We start from the raw sequence: 20,023 nt of genomic DNA, 5'->3' as shown, positions 1-20,023 counted from the left end.
CAGGTCAGGGCATGCGGGCGATGCGGTCGCCCTGCGATGAGAAGCGCATCGGCAACTCGCCGCTCATGCCGTCGGGGTGATCCGCCGGCACCGCAAAGCGCCACGCCCGCGCACTGCGCAATGCATGTTGATCGAGCACCGGATCGCCACTGGATTGACTCAGGCTCACGCTGGTTACCCGCCCGTCGCCGTTGACCTCCACATGCAACACCACGCGACCGTCGAGGTGGCCACGCATCTCGTCCCACGGCTGCGAGTTGTCCGACGGCATGGCCACCGGCACCAGCTCGGGCAGCGGAGCCGCGACCGGCGTGGAGGCGACATCAATGGATGGACGGTAGACCGGTCGGTGCGACGCCCGCGCCATCCGCGCGGGCGGATGGCCGGCATGACGGGGGCGGGGCGGGGTTCGGCTTGGCGCCGCGTGGGCACCGGTCAGGTAACGCTGCGGCGGGCCCGGCCATACGCCGGTCAGCGTGCTGAGCCAGCCAGTGCCGCCAATGCCCAGCGCCAGTGCCAGCAGGCTGAGCCCCGTGGTGACGCGCAAACGCAGCACGTCAGGGTGCCGTGGTCATGGCCGCTCGAGAATCGCGGTGACACCCATACCGCCGGCGGTGCAGATCGAGATCAGGCCACGGCCCGAGCCTTTCTGCTCGAGCATCCTCGCTAGCGTGGCGACGATGCGGGCGCCGGTCGCCGCGAACGGATGACCCACCGCGAGGCTGGAGCCATGCACGTTGAGTTTCGCCGGATCGATCGAGCCCAGCGGCGCGTCCAGACCGAGGCGCTGCTTGCAGTAGTCCGCCGATTCCCATGCGCGCAGCGTGCATAGCACCTGCGCCGCAAACGCCTCGTGGATCTCGTAGAAGTCGAAGTCCTGCAGGGTCAATCCCTGGCGCGCCAGCATCCGCGGCACCGCCACGGTCGGCGCCATCAGCAGGCCCTCGCCATGCACGAAGTCCACCGCCGCCACTTCGGCATCGCGCAGATACGCCTGCACGGTCAAGCCACGCTGCGCTGCCCAGGCGTCGCTGCCGAGCAGTACCGCCGCGGCGCCATCGGACAGGCCGGTGGAATTGCCGGCGGTGAGCGTGCCGTGACCGGAGCGCTTGTCGAACGCCGGCTTCAGCGAGGCCAGCTTCTCCATGCTTGAATCAGGGCGCAGGAAACCGTCTTGCTTGAGGCCGCGGAATGGCACCAGCAGATCGTCGAAGAAACCCTCGGCATAGGCGGCGGCCAGTTTGTGGTGGCTTTCCAGCGCCAGCTGATCCTGTGCCTCGCGGCCGATATGCCACTCCCGCGCCATCTGTTCGCAATGGTCGCCCATCGACTTGCCGGTGCGCGGCTCGGCCACGCCGGGGAACGAAGGCTTCAGTTCGCTGAAGGAGAAGCCGTGGACCGCGGCTTTCAGCTTGTCCATCGGGGTCCTGGCGCGATTCATCGCCAGCAGGCGCTTGCGCAGGCGGGTGCCGTAGACGATCGGCACGTCCGAGGTGGTGTCCGAACCACCGGCAATGCCGGCGTCGATCTGTCCGACGGCGATCTTGTTGGCGATGATGATGGTGTTGTCGAGCGAGGTGCCGCAGGCGCGCGCGGTGGTGATGCCCGGCGTGGTCGGCGCCAGGCCGGAACTGAGCAGCGCTTCGCGCGCCAGGTTCCAGTCGGACGCGTGCTTGATCACAGCGCCCATGGCCACTTCGCCCAACTCCACGCCGTGCAGGCCGAAGCGCTCCACCAGCGCGCCGAGTACTTTCACCGACATGCCGAAGTTGCCGACGTCGGCATAGGCCGTGTTGTTGCGGCAAAACGGAATGCGTACACCGCCGATGATGCCGACGCGCCTCTGCGTGTTTTCCATGCTCAAAACAGTCCACCACCCAAGTGGGTCAAGGCTAACCTGCCATGCCGTGCGGCGAAAGCCCAAAACGCCCGGGAGCGTCCTGATCCGTTCAGCACGGTCCCATGCTGTCCTTGCCGAACGGGTCGGAGCATCGTCATTGGTAGAATGGCGCTCTTTGTCAGTCGGACTCCAATCCCGTGGAAGTGCAAACGTTGGTCGCCCTGCCTGTGGTGCTCGCTCTGGAACCGGTCGAGGGCGAGCCGCCTGCGCGATTGACGCTCAGCCGTGACGAGGCCGCCGAACTCGCCGCGCTGGTCGCCAGCGACCTGCACGCGCTGGTGCCGCAGGTCGACGCCGCCCGGCTCGCGCTGGTCGGGGCGTTGTTCGACCAGGTCGAATTGCTGCGCCCGGGTTTCCCGGTGTGGAGCGCGCTCGATGAACTGGCTCGACGCGTGCCGCGCGGCCATCTGCAAAATGTGGTGGCCTTCGGCAGTCACGAGGGGCACATGCCGGCGCAGCCGCTGGAGCCTTCGGCCATCCATGCCGGTGGCCCGATGCGATTGTTGCCGATGAGCCTGCTGGCACCCGCGGAACTGGCCGGGGAACTGTCCGAGCAACTGGAGATCCAGCTGGTTGGCCGCGGCGAGGCGGGCACGCTCACTGCCGACTGGCTGATGCGCACGCTCGGCATCCGGCTGGAGCATGTGCGCTACCTGAGTCGCAACGACCTGCTCGCGCTGACCTGCGTGCAGTACGAACACGTCAACCTGGCGCCGTTGTGGTCGCTGCTGGAAGCCGCGCTGTTGACGCCGGAGCGCGAGGAATCGGTGATGAGTGCGCGCGGCCTGACGCTGCGCTATGCCGAGCGCAAGGTGTGGGCCCAATCACCCGCGCAGTGGCTGGCCAGGCAGGGCGGCGAACCGGCCGAGCGCGCTCACGGGCTGGCCGGCATCGTGTTCGAGCTGCGCCAGTACGCGGCCTTGCTGGACGCCCACCAATTGCCGCTGCACTTGCAGCCCGCGCCGCCGCTGGCGACCGAGGCCAGCGCAAATTACCTGCTGGAAACCCTGGCCGAGGCGGACCCCCGCTACGATCCACCCCGCCTGTTCGCGCACGAAGCCCCGGGCCTTGGCGTGATCGCACTCACCGTGGCGCAGCGCGGCGAGCAAGGCCAGTCGCGCGCGTTGGCGCATGCCTGGCCGTTGCATCCCAAGGCGCTGGGCGAACTGCTGGCCTTGCTGTCGGCCCGGTATGCCATGGCCGGTGAGCTGCACAGCCTGGGCCGGATCGTGCTTGATGATCACGGCGGGCTGGGTGCACCGGCCACGATCCTGCATTGAATGGCGATGCGTCCGTGCCGACTGGGCAAACGTCGGCACTGGGCGCATGATGATCGGGCGCCACAGGGGGCGCCACGCTGACGGAAGGACCATGCGTTCGCACAAGCCAGCCGAGGTGTTGCCTTCGCTTGCCAATCGCCCGGACTGGGCGGAAAAAGTGCTGCGCGGCACGCCGGTGCTGCTGGCCTATCTCGATCACGAGCAACGCTTCCGCTACGCCAATGAAACCCATCGCAGCTGGCTGGGCCTGGATCCGGAGCGGCTGATCGGCCAGCGCCTGCTCGACGTGGTCGGCGAACGCAACCACCAGCTGGCCCGATCGGCGCTGGACCAGGCTTACGCCGGGGCGGCGTCCAGCTACGAGGGCGAACTGTTCGACGGCAATGAGCGACGCTATGCGCATGCCAATTTCCAGCCCGACTTCGATGACGACGGTTGTGTCTGCGGGATCTTCACCGCGCTGACCGACATCACCGAGCGGCGCACCCTGGAATTGCAATTGCACGAAAGCGAGCAGCGCTTTTTCAGCGCGTTCCAGCATGCCGCGATCGGCATGGCCCTGACCCACCCGGACGGCCAGTTCCTGCGGGTCAATGCGGCGGTCTGCCAGATGCTGGGCTATTCGGAGCAGGAATTGCTGCAGCAGGACATCGGTCGGCTGACCCATCCCGAGGACGCCGCCATCGATGACGCGCTGATGGCCCAGCTGCTGACCGGCGAGCGCGATTCGTATCAGCTGGAGAAGCGCAACTTCCACAAGCACGGTCACGTGGTGCACATCCTGCTCAGCGTGTCGCTGGTGCGCGACGCGATGGGTGCGCCGCTGTATTTCGTTTCACAGGTGCAGGACATCAGCCAGCGCAAGGCGTTCGAGGAGGCGCTGCACCGCGAGCGCGAACTGGCCGAGGTCACCCTGCGCTCGATCGGGGATGCGGTGATCACCACCGATCCCGAAGTCCGCATCACCTCGCTCAACCCGATCGCCGAGGCGATGACCGGCTGGAGCAATGCCGAGGCCAGCGGTCGGCCGATCGAGGAAATCTTCCAGCTGTTTGACGCGCAAGACGGTCAGGCGGTGGCCAATCCGCTGCGCTCGGCGATCGAGCGGAATGCCATCATCGATCTGGCGGGCAAGACGCTGCTTCGTCATCGCCATGGATTCGACACGCCGGTGGAAGACTCCTCGGCGCCGATCCACGATCACGCGGGCAACGTGATCGGCGGCGTGCTGGTGTTCCACGACGTCAGCGAAAACCGCGCGCTGGCACTGAAGATGATCCACCTGACCCAGCACGACAGCTTGACCGGCCTGCCCAACCGCAGCCAGCTGCCCGGCCAGATCAACCGCGCCATCGAAACCGCCCGCCGGCGCCGGCAACGCGCGGCCGTGATCTACATCGACATCGACAATTTCAAGCAGATCAACGAAATGGTCGGCCACACCGCCGGCGACCAGGCCTTGCGCTCGTTTGCCAGCCAGCTGCAGCGGTGTCTGCCCGGGGATGGATTGCTCAGTCGTTACGGCGGCGACGAGTTCATCGTGGTGCTGCCGCACGTGGACAGCGCCGGCGAAGCAGCCGGCCTGTGCCAGGATCTGATCACTTACGGCGAGCAGACCCGCATCGCCGGGCTGCCTGGGCTGTCGCTGCATCTCAGCATTGGCATCAGCGTCTATCCGGACGACGCCACCAGCGCCGAAGAACTGCTGCAGCACGCGGAAACCGCGCTGGTGGCAGCCAAGGCCCAGGGCCAGCACGGCTACCGCTTCTTCACCGCCTCGATGAGCGAGCGGGCGCGCGCGCAGCGGCAAATCGAAGCCGGCTTGCGCGAAGCGCTGTCGCGCAGCGAGCTGAAACTGCACTATCAGCCGAAAGTGGACGCCGACAGCGGGCGCATCGCCGGTGCCGAGGCCTTGCTGCGCTGGCAAGTCAACGGACGCGACGTGTATTCCCCGGATCAGTTCATTCCCGTGGCGGAGGATTCCGGACAAATCCTGGCGATCGGTGCCTGGGTGCTGCGTCAAGCCTGTCGGCAGGCACGCTTGTGGCAACAGGCCGGATACGAGATCCCGATTTCGGTGAACGTGTCGCCGCGACAGTTCCAGCACGCGGATTTCTACAACTGGCTGGACGACGTGCTGGCGGAAAGCCAACTCGAGCCGCACCTGCTGGAACTGGAACTGACCGAACGCATGGTGATGTCCGGCGGCGAAGCCACCACCCGGTTGCTGCAACAAATCAAGCGTCGCGGCGTGCGTCTGTCCCTGGACGATTTCGGCACCGGCTATTGCAGCCTGTCCTATCTGAAACATTTTCCGATCGACGCACTGAAGATCGACCGGGTGTTCGTGCGCGACATCATCGGCGATCGCGACACCGCCACCATCACCAGCGCGATCATCGCGATGGCGCGCGGCCTCAACAAGGAAGTGATCGCCGAAGGCGTGGAAACGCACGAGCAGGGCAGTTTCCTGCGCCATGCCGGCTGCTCGCAGCTGCAGGGCTTTCTGTATGGCATGCCGATGCCGGCCGCCGACTTCCAGCAGCTGCTGGGCGGGTCCGCGCACAGACCGTAGGGCGGACACCGTCCGCCGCTCACGTCCCCTCGCGCCCCAAGAGCGAAAGCCGGCGGGCCGTGCCTGCCCTACGAAGCAGCCGGCAACGGCATCTCGTACATGAAGTAATGGCAGCGCTGCATGCCCAGATCGGTGTAGGTCGCCTGGGCGCGCCGGTTTTCCGTTTCCACGTACAGCCGCAAGCCGACCGCGCCAGCGACGAGGGCGCGGCGCTCCACCTCGGCGTACAACGCGCGGAAAACGCCGCCGCGACGGGCCGACGGCACCACATAGACACTCTGGATCCACCAGAAGTCGCCGGCACGCCAGTCGCTCCACTCGCGCGTCACCAGCAGGCTGCCGACCGCCTCGCCCTCATGTTCAGCCACCAGATAAAACCCGCGCCGGGGTTCCTCGAACACGCCGCTGATACCGCGCGCCAGGATCGCCGGATCAAGCTTCTTCTGTTCGGTTTCCCAGGCCATCGCCGCATTCCACTGAATCAGGGCGGCAAGGTCGGCGGGCACGGCGGCACGAATCTGCAAGGGCACGGCTCACACTCCGGTCGGTCAGGGCCGCCATCGTAGCGTGCATGTCCTTCACATGCGGACGCGTAGCTTGTTCGCCGAGGCAGGCGGCGCCTGAGCAGCTCAACGCCAGCCTGCCATGCCCGGCCGGCCCGATCTTCACGTTCGATCCCCACGGTGGTGCCTGCCATCGCCCACCGGCAAGCCACAAGGACATTCTCGTTTGAACATTGGCAATTTCCTCGACCTGCTGAAGTTGCGCCGGTTGAACGCGTTCCGGCGACGACGTGCCGCCGCTCGGACCCGGCCGGAACAGGAGCCGGCACTGCGCGCCGAATTGTTCAGCGCCGAGCAGATGGAGCGGCACGGGCGGGTGCTTGCCGGCCAGCACCGGCTGAGCATGCACCGGAATTCGGATTTGTTGCTGGCCCGCCTGGCCGACAACGAGGCGGTGCTGGCGCATACCTGCGAGCGCCTGACCCACGCGACCCGCAAGCGACTGCGAATCACCCCGGCGGGCGAGTGGCTGCTGGACAACTTCTACCTGATCGAGGAACAGATCCGGATCGCCCGGCGACATCTGCCCAAGGGCTACAGCCGCGAGCTGTCGCGGCTGGCGCAGGGGCCGTCGGCGGGCCTGCCACGTGTTTACGACATCGCGCTGGAAGTCATTTCGCACGGTGACGGACGGGTCGATGCGCACAGCCTGCAGCCGTTCATTCAGGCTTATCAGGAAGTATCGCCGCTGAAGCTGGGCGAGCTGTGGGCCATTCCGATCATGCTGCGGCTGGCGCTGATCGAAAACCTGCGCCGGGTGGCCGCCCGGGTGATGGCGGACTGGCGCTACCGGGGCCGGGCGGCACGCTGGGCCGACAGCCTGATCGCCACGACCGAGCGTGACCCGAACTCGGTGGTGCTCGTGGTCGCCGACATGGCGCGCTCCGATCCGCCGATGAACGGCCCGTTCGTGGCCGAGATGGCGCGCCGGCTGCAAGGCCAGAGCCCCGCGCTGGCGCTGCCGCTGAGCTGGATCGAGCAGCGTCTGGCCTTGTCCGGGCAGAGCATTGAACACCTGGTCCAGGTGGAGGCTCAGCAGCAGGCCACCAATCAGGTCACCATCAGCAACAGCATCGGCAGCCTGCGCACGCTGGCGGCGATCGACTGGCGCGACTTCACCGAACAATGCAGCCTGGTCGAGCACTGCCTGCGCGGCGACCCGGCCGGCACCTATGCCGCGATGGATTTCGCGACCCGCGACCGCTACCGCCACGTGGTGGAATACATCGCACGCCACCACAAGCTGACCGAGTTGGCCGTGGCGGAGGCGGCGATCGCACTGAGTGCGTCCGCCACCTTCGGCGACAACGCGCTGGCGCAACATGTCGGCTACTTCCTGGTCGGCGATGGTCGGGTTGAGCTGGAGCACAAACTGGGCATCCGCCCGCGACTGGGCATGGCCTTGCGCCGTGCGTTCGACCGTGCGCCGCTGCCGATCTACCTCGGCGTGCTGGCCGTGCTCACCTTCGGCTTCACCCAGCCGCTGGTGGCGGCCGCCGCCCATGATGCGTTGCCGTGGTGGGCGGTGGTGGCCATCGCCATTCCTTCGACGATCCTGGCCAGCCAGCTCGGCATGAGCCTGCTCAACTGGCTTGCCACGTTGTCCATCGCGCCACAGCAGTTGCCGCGCATGGACTATTCGCGCGGGATCCCCGCGCAGGCACGCACGCTGGTCGCCATTCCCACGCTGTTCGCCAGCGAGCAGGACGTGGAGGAACTGGTCGAGGCACTGGAAGTGCGTTTCCTCGGCAATCGCGACGAACACCTGCACTTTGCCCTGCTTACCGACTTCGCCGATGCCGACAGCGAGACGCTTCCGGGCGACGAGGACCTGTTGCGACTGGCCCAGCGACGTATCGAGGCACTCAACGACCGCTACGCCAGCGCCGCGGCCGATCGCTTCTTCCTGTTTCACCGCCCGCGCCGCTGGAACCCCGCCGAGCAATGCTGGATGGGCCACGAACGCAAACGCGGCAAGCTGGCCGATCTGAATGCGCTGTTGCGCGCTGGCGACAGCGCCGCGTTCATGCTGATCGTGGGCGACATCGCCACCCTGCCGCGGGTGCGCTACGTGATCACCCTGGATACCGACACCGAGCTGCCGCGCGATTCGGCGCAGGCCTTCGTCGGCACCATCGACCATCCGCTCAACCGCGCCGTGTACGACCCCGCGTTGCGTCGGGTGGTCAGCGGCTACGCGATCCTGCAGCCGCGCGTCGGCATCAGCCTGCCCAGCACCGCCCGCTCGCGCTATGCCCAACTGTATGGCAGCGATGCCGGCATCGATCCGTATACGCAGATGGTGTCGGACGTCTATCAGGATGTGTTCGGCGAAGGTTCGTTCATCGGCAAGGGCATTTATGCCGTGGATGCCTTCGAACGCACGCTGGATGGCCGCTTCCCGGAAAACCGCATCCTCAGTCACGACCTGGTCGAAGGCTGTCATGCGCGCTCGGGGCTGCTCAGCGACGCGCAATTGTTCGAAGCCTACCCCTCGCGCTACAGCGCCGACGTCAAGCGTCGCCATCGCTGGATTCGTGGCGACTGGCAATTGCTGCCGTGGCTGCTGCCATGGGCTCCGACCGCGCGTGACGGCTGGCGCCGCAATGCACTCACCGCGTTGTCGCGCTGGAAGATCCTCGACAACCTGCGCCGCTCGCTGGTGCCCGCGTCGCTACTGGTGCTGCTGCTGGTCGGCTGGCTGGTCATGTCGCCGGTGCTGTCGTGGACGCTGGCGGTGCTGGCGATGGTCCTGGTGCCGCCGGTGCTTTCGGCCATGCTGGACCTGGTGCAGAAGCCGCGCGACGTCGAGCTGGACCAGCACCTGCGCGCCGGCCTGCATGACGGCATGCTGCACTTCGCGCGCATGGGGCTCGGCCTCGCCTGGCTGCCGCATGAGGCGCAATACCACCTGGACGCGATCGTCCGCACGCTGTGGCGGATGGCGGTCAGCCGCCGCTACCTGTTGCAGTGGCAGACCTCCAGCGACGTGGAAAAGCGCAGCAGCAATGCCGCATCGGCGATGTGGCGCTTGATGTGGATCGGCCCGGCGCTGGCTACTGTGATGATCGTGGTGCTGGCGCTGCAGCGACCGATGGTGTTGTGGCTGGCCGCGCCGCTGCTGCTGTTGTGGCTGGCGTCGCCCGCGCTGGCGTGGTGGATCAGCCAGCCGCGCAAGGAAGACGCTTTTGTGCCGGACGCCCAGCAGCGACGCTTCCTGCGCACCCTGGCGCGGCAGACCTGGGCGTTCTTCGATGTGCACGTCAACGCCGAAGATCACTGGCTGGCGCCGGACAACCTGCAGGAACAGCCCGGCCCGGTGATAGCCCATCGCACTTCGCCGACGAATATCGGCATGGCCTTGCTGGCCGGTCTGGCCGCGCACGATTTCGGCTTTCTGGGCACCGGCCGACTGCTGGAACGCACCCGACTGACGCTGGCCAGCATGCAGCGCCTGTCGCGCCATCGTGGCCACTTCTACAACTGGTACGACACGCAGACGCTGCAGCCGCTGGCCCCGCTGTATGTATCGGCGGTGGACAGTGGCAACCTGGCCGGCCATCTGCTGACCCTGAGCCCGGGGCTGCTGGAATTGATCGACGCGCCGGTTTTCAGCCCGGAACTCCTGCAGGGGCTGCTCGACACGCTGGAGCTGCTGCACGATGCAAGCGAAGCCGAGGCGGAAGACCAACTGGCACCGCTGCAGCACATCCTCACCGACGCCATCGAAGCTCCACCGGCAACCACCGGCGCCGTGGTCATCCTGCTGGATCAGATCCGGCAGATGACCCATGCCCTGGCGACGACACTGGAGCCACCCGCAGAAAGCGACGCCCGCTTCTGGCTGGACATGCTGCGCGACCAGGCCAGCGAACTGCATGCCGACGCCGTGCAATTCAACCTCGACCCGCCGGCGGACGAAGTGGTGGGCTTCAGCGGCATACCCACCTTGCAGCAACTGGCCCGGGTCGAGCCATTGTGCTGGCCCGATGGAGCCAACGCGGAGGGCGTCCGCGAGCGCGCTTCATCGCGCATTGCCCTGATCGAGCAGCTGGCGCATCTGGCGGTCGAGCTGGCGCAGATGGATTACCGTTTCCTGTACGACAGCACGCGCGACCTGCTGGCGATCGGCTACAACGTCGACCAGCACCGGCTGGATGCCAGCTATTACGACCTGCTCGCCTCCGAAGCGCGGCTGGCCAGTTTCGTCGCCATCGCCCAGGGCCAGCTCCCGAAGGACAACTGGTTCGCGCTGGGACGGTTGCTGACCACCGTGGGCGGCGAACCGGTGTTGCTGTCCTGGACCGGTTCGATGTTCGAGTACCTGATGCCCACGCTGGTCATGCCCGGCTTCGAAGGCACCCTGCTGGACCAGACCTGTCGCGCCGCCGTGGCGCGGCAGATCGAATACGGCAACCAGCTCGGCGTTCCCTGGGGCGTGTCGGAGTCCGGCTACAACACGCTGGACGCGCACTTCACCTACCAGTACCGCGCCTTCGGCGTACCCGGTCTGGGCCTGAAGCGCGGGCTGGGCGATGACGTGGTGATTGCACCGTATGCCAGCGCATTGGCGCTGATGGTGGCGCCCGCGGCGGCCACCCGGAACCTGCAACGGCTGGCCGAGGTGGGCGCGCAGGGTCGTTACGGCCTGTACGAAGCGATCGACTACACCCCGGCCCGGTTGCCGGTGGGACAACCCGCCGCGGTGGTGCGCCAGTTCATGGCCCATCACCAGGGCATGACCTTGCTGGCGCTGGACTACGCCCTGCGTGACCGGCCGATGCAGCGACGCTTCGAGTCGCACCCGCAGTTCCAGGCCAGCAGCCTGCTGCTGCAGGAGCGCGTGCCGAAAACCGCGGCCGAATACCTGCACGCCACCGGTTTCCCCGAGCGCGACGGCGGGATCCGTGCCGAAGCCCGTCTGCGCGTATTCACCGACCCGGATCGTGCGCTGCCGGCCGTGCAGCTGCTGTCCAATGGCCGCTACCACCTCATGCTCAGCAGCGGTGGCGGCGGATACAGCCGGCGCGGCGAACTGGCGCTGACGCGCTGGCACGAAGACATCACCCGGGACAACTGGGGCACGTTCTGTTACCTGCGCGAAGTGGCCAGCAACGCGTGCTGGTCCACCGCCTATCAGCCCACCTGCCGCAAGACCGACTTGTTCGAGGCCATTTTCTCCGAGGCCCGCGCCGAGTTTCGCGTGCGCGAAAACGAGTTCGACGCGCACACCGAAATCGTGGTGTCGCCCGAGGACGACATCGAGCTGCGTCGCACCCATTTGACCAACCGCGGACGCACCCGCCGCACCATCGAACTGACCAGTTACGCCGAGGTGGTGCTGGCCCCGCCGATCGCCGATGCGTTGCACCCGGCCTTCAGCAAGTTGTTCGTGCAGACCGAGCTGGTGCCCGAACTGCAGGCGATCGTGTGCACGCGCCGGCCCCGCGCCGCCGGCGAGCACATGCCATGGATGTTCCATCTGCTGGCGGTGCACGACGCCGAGATCGACGAGATCTCCTACGAAACCGATCGTGCCCGCTTCATTGGACGTGGCCGCAGCACCGCCAACCCCCAAGTACTCGACGCCGGGCAGGCGCAACTGTCCAACAGCGACGGCTCGGTGCTTGATCCGGTGATGGCCATCCGCTGCCGCATCACGCTGGATCCCGATCAGACCGCCACCATCGACTTCGTCAGCGGCATCGCCGAGCAGCGCGACGCGTGCGTCCAGCTGATCGGCAAGTACCGCGACCGCCATCTGGCCGATCGCGTGTTCGACCTGGCCTGGACCCATAGCCAGGTCCTGCTGCGCCAACTCAATGCCAGCCTCGCCGATGCGCAGCTGTACGAACACATGGCCACCAGCATCCTGTACCCCAATGCCAGCCTGCGCGCCCAGTCCGCCGTGCTTCGCGCGAACCGCCGCGGGCAATCCGGGTTGTGGGGGCAATCGATTTCCGGCGACCTGCCGATCGTGCTGCTGCAGATCGCCAGCCAGTCGCGGATCGAACTGGTGCGCCAGCTGGTGCAAGCCCACGCGTATTGGCGCCTCAAGGGCCTGGCCGTGGACCTGGTGATCTGGAACGAGGATCGCGCCGGCTACCGGCAGGAGCTGCAGGACCAGATCATGGGCCTGATTGCCTCCGGCAGCGAGGCCAGCCTGCTTGATCGACCCGGTGGCATTTTCGTGCGGCCCTCGCAGCAACTGTCCGGCGAAGACCGCGTGGTGATGCTGGCCAGTGCACGGCTGATTCTCAGCGACGGGCGAGGCAGCCTGGCCGAGCAGATCGGGCGGCGCCAGCCCGAATTGCATGCGCCGCGGCTGGAGCCGTCGCGTCCCGCACCCGGCGCTGCACCCGCCTCGACCGTGGATCACCAGGCGCGGCCGCCACTGCAACTGGCCAACCCGCACGGCGGCTTCAGCCCCGATGGCCGCGAATACGTCATCGTGCAGCGCGCGGGCCAGACCACCCCCGCGCCGTGGAGCAACGTGCTGGCCAACCCGCATTTCGGCACCGTGATTTCCGAAAGCGGCAGTGCCTACAGCTGGGCCGAAAACGCCCATGAATTCCGGCTCACCCCGTGGCACAACGACCCGGTCAGCGACGGCGGCGGCGAGGCACTGTATCTGCGTGATGAAGAAACCGGCGAGGTCTGGTCACCCACGCCGCTGCCACGACGCGGCAGCGGCACCTACGTCACCCGCCATGGCTTCGGCTACAGCGTGTTCGAACATGTGGAAGACGGCATCCACTCCGAGTTGTGGATCTACGTGGCGCTGGACGCCTCGGTGAAATTCTCGGTGCTGAAGCTGCGCAATACCTCTGCTCGATCGCGCCGCCTCAGCGTCACCGCCTATGTCGAATGGTTGCTCGGCGACCTTCGCGAAAAAACCGCGATGCACGTGGTCACCGAGTCGGACCCGGCCAGCGGCGCGGTGTTCGCGCGCAACGCCTACAACACCGAGTTCCCCGGTCGCGTGGCCTTCTTCGATGTGGACGACGATGCGCGCAGCATCGATGGCGACCGCAGCGAATTCCTGGGACGCAACGGCAGCATGCATGCCCCGGCCGGGCTGGGCCGCGCCCATCTGTCAGGGCGCCTGGGCGCGGGACTGGACCCCTGTGCCGCCTTGCAGTCGCATCTGACCCTGGAAGACGGTGCCGAGCGGCAGCTGATCTTCCGCCTGGGCCTGGGCCGCGACGCCGCCGACGCCAGCACCCTGGTCCAGCGCTTCCGTGGCATGGGCAGCGCGGTCGAGACGCTGGCCAGGGTACGCACACACTGGGCACGCACGCTGGGCGCCGTGCAGGTGCACACGCCGGAGCCGGCGCTGGATGTGCTCGCCAATGGCTGGCTGCTGTACCAGACCATCGCCTGTCGCATCTGGGCGCGCAGCGGTTATTACCAGTCCGGCGGCGCCTTCGGCTTCCGCGACCAGTTGCAGGACTCGATGGCCACCCTGCATGCGGCCCCGGAACTGTCGCGCGCGCAACTGTTGCTGTGTGCCGCCCACCAGTTTGTGGAAGGCGACGTGCAGCACTGGTGGCATCCACCGCTGGATCGCGGCGTGCGCACCACCTGTTCGGACGATTACCTGTGGCTGCCGCTGGCCACCGCCCGCTACGTACTGGCCAGCGGTGACCGCGGCGTGCTGGACGAACCCGTCGGCTACCTCGACGGCCGTCCGCTGCAGCCGGGTGAAGAGTCGTATTACGACCTGCCGCAACCCTCCAGCCTGCGCGAAACGCTGTACCAGCATGGCGTGCGCGCGATCAACCACAGCCTGGGCCAGCGTGGCGTGCATGGCCTGCCGTTGATCGGCGGCGGCGACTGGAATGACGGCATGAATCGCGTCGGTGAAGCCGGTCGCGGCGAAAGCATCTGGCTGGGCTTCTTTTCCGGCGAAGTGCTGACCCGCTTCGCCGAAGTGGCGCGACTGCACGGCGACGAAGCATTCGCCCAGCGCTGCGACAACGAAGTCACCCAGTTGCACCTGGCGCTGGAACAGCACGGCTGGGACGGCGCCTGGTATCGGCGTGCGTATTTCGACGACGGCACGCCGCTGGGTTCGGCCGGCAGCGAGGAATGTCGCATCGACTCGATTGCGCAAAGCTGGTCGGTGCTGTCCGGCATGGCACCGGAACAGCGACGGCTGCAGGCGATGGAATCGCTCGATCAGCACCTGGTGCGACGGGATGCCGGCCTGGTCCAGCTGCTGGATCCGCCCTTCGACAAATCCGCGGTCGACCCCGGTTACATCAAGGGCTACGTCCCGGGCGTGCGCGAAAACGGTGGTCAATACACGCATGCCGCGATCTGGGCCACGATGGCCTTCGCCGAACTCGGCGACAGCGCCCGCGCGTGGGAACTGCTGCACATGATCAACCCGGTCAACCATGGCATCGACGCGGCGCAAATGGACGTCTACAAGGTCGAACCCTACGTGGTCAGCGCCGACGTCTACGCCGTGGAGCCGCACATCGGTCGCGGCGGCTGGAGCTGGTATACCGGCTCGGCCGGCTGGATGTACCGCCTGATCGTCGAATCCCTGCTCGGCCTGAAACTCGAGTCCGGCAAGCTGCGTTTCGCGCCGGTACTGCCGACGGACTGGGACGGCTTCCGGATGGCGTATCGCCATCGCGATACGCTGTATCGGATCGACCTGCGGCAAAGCGACGTCGGCACGGCGCCCGCCGTGTGGCTGGATGGGGAAGTTCAGCCCGACGGCGGCATTCCGCTGGGTGACGATGGCCTCTCGCATGAGGTGGAACTCAACTGGCCCAGGGCAGGGTGAGCCCCAGGCAAACCTGTCTGCCCGCACGACTCAACGATCCAACGGGCTCAGCACGCCGTGGCCCCCACGGTTGAGCACATGGGTATAGATCTGCGTGGTGGCCACGTCCTTGTGGCCGAGCAGCTCCTGGATGGTCCGGATATCGTGTCCCGCTTCCAGCAGATGGGTGGCGAAGGAATGACGCAGCGTGTGGCAGGTGGCCGGCTTGACGATACCGGCCTTTTGCCGCGCATGGCGCACCGCGCGCTGCAGGCCGCCTTCGTCGAGATGATGGCGACGTCGCTCCCCGCCCAGAGGATCACGCGACAGCTGATCAGATGGAAACACGTACTGCCAGCCCGCCTCGCGGGCCGCAGACGGGTATTTGCGCGCCAGCGCGTGCGGTAGCCATACCGCGCCAAGACCGGCCGCCAAATCCTGCTGGTGAATCAGCCGAACTCTCTCCAGTTGCGCCCGCAGCGGCTCCCGCAACCGCAGCGGCAAAGGCACATGGCGATCTTTCCCGCCCTTGCCATCGCGCACGCAGATCTGGCCGAGCTCGAAATCCACGTCCTTGACGCGCAGACGCACACATTCCATCAGCCGCATGCCCGATCCGTACAGCAACGAGGCCATCAGACCGAACCGGCCACTCATCAGCGTCAACAGCCGATTCACCTCATCGCGCGAAAGCACCACCGGCACCCGTTGCGGACGCTTTGCACGCACCACGCTCTCCATCCATGGCAAATCGATGGACAAGACCTCGCGATACAGAAACAACAACGCCGACAGCGCCTGGTTCTGGGTGCCCGCCGCCACATTGCCGTGGGTCGCCAGTGAACTGAGGAAACCCTCAACCTCCGCCACACCCATCTCGCGTGGATGACGTTTTCCCATAGCCAGAATAAACCGACGGATCCAGCCCACATATGCCTGCTCCGTTCGCAGGCTGTAGTGCCTGAGCCGAAGTCGCGCACGCACCTGATCCAGCAATCGCGGCGATTTCGCCCCCGTTACACCCTCACCTCTGCCTGCGTAACTCATACACCCTCAAAAGTGCCGGATAACGCAGACAGCTTGCTCTTCCACCAAGCCCGTCGCAGCAGCGCAATCCCATGATTCGATGTAGGAATTACGCGCTTGTGCGGTCAGGAGCAGCCCTGCATACTCCGTGCAACACCTCACTTATGGGGTCTACTAAGCGTTAGGCGGCAGAGCATTTTCCTTCGTAGTGCTTCGCGCGTTTCACGTCTTGGCTTCGCGTGGCAAAGCGGCGGTTTGCTGTTCCAGGCTGGCCTGCGTTGTTGCCTTTCGTGCGCTTGGTCGTCTGTCGTGTCTTGCGCGCGTTGGCGCATGTCGCATCTTCATACTCTGTCGTGCGCGCGGTTCGCTGCAACGTGACGCTCGTCGCCAGCGGCTCGTTCTTCGCGCGCAGGCCGCAAGCTTCACGGCATTGCCGGGCTTTCAAAGCAGCGCTATCGTGTTCGCACACGGCGGGGTAACCGTGCTGCCGTCTAACATCTCGTTCAAGGCGGACGGCTACGCCGCCGCTTAACTCCAGCGTTAGATCCCATGGGCAGAACTTGCGACAGTTCGATGCATAGAAGCCGGCTCCTCGCCAGCCAAATAGCCGTCTGCTACTACTGCTTCGCCGAGTTCCCACCGTCGGCTATTACTGAGTGGTGTGACGCAATCGGCGAGGAGCTTGGGCAAACTGCAATATGTCCTCAGTGCAGCGTAGACGCGGTTGTTGGTTTCAACGGTCAGGTCGATGCTGCATGGGTTCAAGCTGCGCATCAAAAAGGGTTCGGCTAGCATGGGTTCTAACCACTCGTTCGAGGCGGACGGCTCCGCCGCCGCTCAACTCAAGCGTTAGGCCACTATGAAAGCTCTGTCGCGAGTGCTTCTCCTTCTACTAATCATTGTTGTGGCGTTTGCTGCGAGCGCTTACGCACAGCACTTCACTCGCACGCTTGTCTTCGGCGCCCAGATCCCGCGCAGCTACCTTGACATGATTACCTGTGCGCTGGTCGGAGCTTTTGCTGCTACGGTCGTTGCTTCGGCTCCACTAGCAGCCGCATTCCGCAAGCAAGCATGGCTGGCTGCGATCGTCGTCTCAGTTCCCGTTATCGCGTTGCGCGCCAATGAGTTCATTACGTACACCGGCTCGCTCTCCACACAGGTTAAGGTCATGGCAATCTTGGAGGCATCCAGCTACCTTGGCTTTCTTGTGGTGGGCGCATGGTGTGTATCGCGTATCTGGCCGCGGCCTAACAATTCGTTCAAGGCGGACGGCTACGCCGCCGCTTAACTCTAGCGTTAGCCCTATGAACCGGATCTTTCTCGTGTTGCTTCTCGTTCTAGCTTCTTGGTCAGCACCTGCTGCAGATGTCTGCGGTAGTCCAGGAGAGAAGCCGAGCGTCAAATCCACCCTTGTGCATCTTCAGGGCAAACCAACAGGGCCGGCTTTCTACTACCGAACCGATCTTTACTATGTGGTATTTATTAGCCAAGCTTCGATGACCGCCTTCCTCAACAAGCTGTCCATACCTGATTCCGCTACCGCTGCAAAAGCACTGGTTGATTCCATACGCGCCGACATGCCATTGCGCGAAGATCGCGATCTTTTTCGCTACAACTTTTCGGACTGGTGGAATATGAATCTCATAGAGTCGATGGTGGTGGACCTCTTGCAGCATGGAAACGTGGCTTTGGTTGGGGCGGGTGAAGACCCAATGGATAAGATCACTATTGTTCACGAACGAACGCCCGAAATAACTCTCACACGCATCTACGCTGGAGAGAAAGGCGAAAATGAAATATTCACTCTTCGCGGCTGCATTGCGGACTGACCCAACTGTGCAAGGTCAACAGCGCAAGAAGAATCGTACGATGTCTATCGGGCGAGTCGCCTAACATCTCGTTCAAGGCGGACGGCTTCGCCGCCGCTTAACTCAAGCGTTAGACCTCACAACATGACTCCTCTGCGCGTGCTGGTCTCGATCATCGTCCCTCTCGTCGTCAGCGCTTGCGCTGGCCCGAGGTTGGCCGCAACCGCCGCAAAGCCAGCAATTCCGCAAACGGCAGCCGAGTGCACCGCGCGAGGCGGCAACTGGACAACGCTCGGTCTTCCATATCCTGGCAAACCAAAAGTCTGCGACCTCAAGGCTACTGACTCCGGCAAGGTCTGCTCAGACTCCAGTGAATGCCAAGGTTCGTGTGTTGCACCAGACGGTATTGCCAGCGGTGTTAAAGCAAGCGGCACCTGCTCGGCGTACGTATCCAATTTCGGCAACGTCAAACGAGTCGCGCATGGCAAAGTTGTCTCGCTCAACGTAGAGTGAGGTCTAACCAATCATTCGAGGCGGACGGCTTCGCCGCCGCTCAATTCCAGCGTTAGGAGTCAGAAGCAGGATGTTGGCTCTCGAAAGTTCTTTTTGGTCCGAGCTTCGGCATGCCTACGGAGCCGCAACAAATATTCCGGCGCTGTTGAGTCAACTCACGAGTTACCCGGACGAGGCGTCCTACCAAGACGAACCTTGGTTCACGTTGTGGAGTTCGCTCTGCCACCAAGGCGATATCTACTCTGCATCTTTTGCGGCAGTTCCCCACATTGTCCACGCGCTAGCTGCCAACACTTCCCGCGCATCTGTCAGCTATTTCCTATTGCCGGCGAGCATCGAGGTAGCACGTGCCTCAGCCAATGCGGCCGTTCCCCCGTCGTTGTCCGTCGCCTACTTTGCAGCGCTCGCTCAACTCCCTGCGCTTGCAGGGGCTGCCGCGCGGCCGGGGTGGGACGCCTCGCTGTGTACTTCGGCTCTCGCAGCAACCGCTGCTGCCACTGGCAACCATCAAACTGCACGGCTACTGTTGGAGGCGGAGCAAAGCGATATTCCTGAGATCATCAATTGGCTGCAGTCGCGCTGACTCCTAACCACTCGTTCAAGGCGGACGGCTACGCCGCCGCTTAACTCCAGCGTTAGACGCCAATGTCAACTCAATCGCCGATCGAACAACTTGATGGATGCGAGTACCTCTTTCTATCCAGTATTTCGGAGCCGGAAGAAAACGGTCTGCTCATCCTCGTACAAGAGGGTTTGCCGGCGGGTGAGCCAGAATCCCTTCAAGTTGGCTCGGGTAGCATAGATGGAGTCGTGCCTATCGACGTCACGGCACAGTCTCGAACTTTCGAGCTGCATTGGCCGCTGTATATAAGCTACGCGGTCCGGAACGAGTCTTTCTGCACATGGGACGAGGAAGAGGAATGGGTTGGGTTCGCGTTTCGCGTATACACTCAATCCAAATTTCTAGATTTCGTCGCGCGTGGCACCTTTGCTTCTACAGAATATCCGGGACTTTTCAAGCACTACCAAGTGCTGTGTGCCAATCACATCATTGATGTTGCTGCTCAAGAGGCGCCCGTTGTTCGCGTAGTTGGCGTCTAACCACTCGTCCAAGCGGACGGCGTACCGCCGCCGCTTAACTCCAGCGTTAGGCATATGGATATACGACTTCTAAAGAAAATGCGTCGGCGTCGCCGCCTCTTCCGCCTCGGGGTCTTGGTGGGGCTGTTTGGCGCTGGAATGATGTTGGTGTATTTCGTCTTTCTCGCCTTGGACCCGAGTGCATCCATTGTCTACAACGGCGTACCCACTACGGCGTTTAATGAAAAGCTATCTGCCGCCTTGATCCCTGGTGTGGTGTTAGTCGTCTTCCTTGGCTTGCTACTCTTGCCGGATCGCGCAATTGATCGCACCTTCGTCAGGCGTCAGCACACGCTGTCTACTCTTTCTTCTTGGCTGCGATAGCGCCTAACATTTCGTTCAAGGCGGACGGGACAGTTCCTACGCTTTAGTGGACACCCTGAACTACCACTTCAGGAGTCCACACCATGCCGAATCCAGGCCCACGAACGACCTATCG

Annotated in this window: 12 protein-coding genes; 8 read left to right on the top strand and 4 right to left on the bottom strand. The window is 64.7% G+C overall.

Annotation, left to right across the window (positions count from 1 at the left end):
* Window positions 1-4: 4 nt before the first annotated feature.
* Both ACVWWQ_RS16960 and ACVWWQ_RS16955 read right to left on the bottom strand, forming a co-directional pair.
* Window positions 5-556: a TonB family protein gene (locus tag ACVWWQ_RS16960; RefSeq protein ID WP_133952442.1), complete on the bottom strand. Its 552-nt coding sequence runs from the start codon at window positions 554-556 to the stop codon at window positions 5-7.
* Window positions 557-571: 15 nt separating this feature from the next.
* Window positions 572-1,858, bottom strand: a complete 1,287-nt coding sequence (locus ACVWWQ_RS16955) for an acetyl-CoA C-acetyltransferase (RefSeq protein WP_099654766.1) — start codon at window positions 1,856-1,858, stop codon at window positions 572-574.
* Between the two features lie 179 nt (window positions 1,859-2,037).
* Here ACVWWQ_RS16955 and ACVWWQ_RS16950 point away from each other — a divergent pair, with 179 nt between their 5' ends.
* Together ACVWWQ_RS16950 and ACVWWQ_RS16945 are read left to right on the top strand one after the other, a co-directional pair.
* Window positions 2,038-3,180 (top strand): hypothetical protein, encoded by a 1,143-nt coding sequence (locus ACVWWQ_RS16950; protein WP_133952444.1) that lies wholly within the window; start codon window positions 2,038-2,040, stop codon window positions 3,178-3,180.
* Window positions 3,181-3,271: 91 nt separating this feature from the next.
* The gene (locus ACVWWQ_RS16945; protein WP_133952446.1) at window positions 3,272-5,755 is read left to right on the top strand and encodes a GGDEF and EAL domain-containing protein; all 2,484 of its coding nucleotides are present in this window, start codon (window positions 3,272-3,274) and stop codon (window positions 5,753-5,755) included.
* A gap of 68 nt (window positions 5,756-5,823) precedes the next feature.
* On the opposite strand, the gene ACVWWQ_RS16940 is transcribed toward ACVWWQ_RS16945, so the two are convergent.
* A complete protein-coding gene (locus ACVWWQ_RS16940; RefSeq protein WP_133952448.1) occupies window positions 5,824-6,285 on the bottom strand; it encodes a GNAT family N-acetyltransferase in 462 nt (153 codons plus the stop codon).
* A 199-nt stretch (window positions 6,286-6,484) separates the two neighbouring features.
* Between ACVWWQ_RS16940 and ACVWWQ_RS16935 the strand changes: the two genes are divergently transcribed.
* On the top strand, window positions 6,485-15,118 hold the full coding sequence (locus ACVWWQ_RS16935; RefSeq protein ID WP_133952450.1) for a cyclic beta 1-2 glucan synthetase family protein: 8,634 nt from the start codon (window positions 6,485-6,487) through the stop codon (window positions 15,116-15,118).
* A 30-nt stretch (window positions 15,119-15,148) separates the two neighbouring features.
* On the opposite strand, the gene ACVWWQ_RS16930 is transcribed toward ACVWWQ_RS16935, so the two are convergent.
* Window positions 15,149-16,144, bottom strand: coding sequence for an integron integrase (locus tag ACVWWQ_RS16930; protein ID WP_133952451.1), 996 nt, complete (start codon window positions 16,142-16,144; stop codon window positions 15,149-15,151).
* An 838-nt stretch (window positions 16,145-16,982) separates the two neighbouring features.
* Between ACVWWQ_RS16930 and ACVWWQ_RS16925 the strand changes: the two genes are divergently transcribed.
* The 5 genes from ACVWWQ_RS16925 to ACVWWQ_RS16905 all read left to right on the top strand — a co-directional run bounded on the left by ACVWWQ_RS16925 (window position 16,983) and on the right by ACVWWQ_RS16905 (window position 19,908).
* Complete coding sequence (locus ACVWWQ_RS16925; protein ID WP_133952453.1) at window positions 16,983-17,411, top strand: hypothetical protein; 429 nt, start codon at window positions 16,983-16,985, stop codon at window positions 17,409-17,411.
* A 34-nt stretch (window positions 17,412-17,445) separates the two neighbouring features.
* Window positions 17,446-17,952, top strand: coding sequence for a hypothetical protein (locus ACVWWQ_RS16920; RefSeq protein WP_133952455.1), 507 nt, complete (start codon window positions 17,446-17,448; stop codon window positions 17,950-17,952).
* 562 nt (window positions 17,953-18,514) lie between these two features.
* Complete coding sequence (locus tag ACVWWQ_RS16915; protein WP_133952457.1) at window positions 18,515-19,027, top strand: hypothetical protein; 513 nt, start codon at window positions 18,515-18,517, stop codon at window positions 19,025-19,027.
* Between the two features lie 62 nt (window positions 19,028-19,089).
* Window positions 19,090-19,545: a hypothetical protein gene (locus ACVWWQ_RS16910; RefSeq protein WP_133952458.1), complete on the top strand. Its 456-nt coding sequence runs from the start codon at window positions 19,090-19,092 to the stop codon at window positions 19,543-19,545.
* Between the two features lie 54 nt (window positions 19,546-19,599).
* Window positions 19,600-19,908, top strand: coding sequence for a hypothetical protein (locus tag ACVWWQ_RS16905; RefSeq protein WP_133952460.1), 309 nt, complete (start codon window positions 19,600-19,602; stop codon window positions 19,906-19,908).
* Window positions 19,909-20,023 lie beyond the last annotated feature (115 nt).

Source organism: Rhodanobacter sp. TND4EL1, from assembly GCF_054061035.1.
The sequence above is the reverse complement of the archived record's forward strand: the minus strand, read 5'-3'. Positions and strand labels throughout refer to the sequence as shown.